Origin of the sequence: Guyparkeria sp. SCN-R1 (assembly GCF_003932495.1) — a bacterium.
In the GTDB taxonomy this organism is placed as follows: Bacteria; Pseudomonadota; Gammaproteobacteria; order Halothiobacillales; family Halothiobacillaceae; genus Guyparkeria.
Map to the genome: position 1 here is coordinate 1 of NZ_QZMT01000048.1, position 446 is coordinate 446.

Annotated in this window: 1 protein-coding gene and 1 pseudogene; both read right to left on the reverse strand. The window is 64.3% G+C overall.

Annotated features, from left to right (window positions below; genetic code table 11):
• Positions 1-173: poly-beta-1,6-N-acetyl-D-glucosamine biosynthesis protein PgaD (gene pgaD / locus D5687_RS11110; RefSeq protein WP_192894167.1), on the reverse strand; the 173-nt coding region annotated here is incomplete at its 3' end.
• Between the two features lie 4 nt (positions 174-177).
• Positions 178-446, reverse strand: a pseudogene (locus D5687_RS11115) (poly-beta-1,6 N-acetyl-D-glucosamine synthase); the annotation flags it as partial.

Consider the following 446-nt stretch of genomic DNA (forward strand, 5'->3'; position numbering starts at 1 on the left):
TGGAACAGCTCCACGCCGAAGAACCAGCCGATCAGGGCGATGATGGGCGTGAACAGGTAGATCCAGACCACCCAGGCAATCAGGCTGACGATCTGGCCCACGCGGCGTTTGCCGGTGGATTCCAGGTCGTTGCGCTCGATGATGTCGGGCAGGCGGGGACGGGAATGCTTCATCGCCTCATTCCTCCGGCGGTCGCAGGCCGCGATCGGGACTGACCCAGCGGGCACGCTCCCCAGACCGCTTGAGGATGGCTTTGGGCAGGGCCACCACCGTGGTCGCCATCGACAGCAGCCAGAAGGCCAGCGGATACCAGATCACCCAGAAGTAGTTCCGGAAGAATCGCCGGTCGGACTCGTAGCGCCGGTCGATCAGCAGGCTGACCAGGAACTGCAGCAGCGCGGTGATACCGAGGATGACGCCGGCCCACTGCGGAATGATGCTGGTGC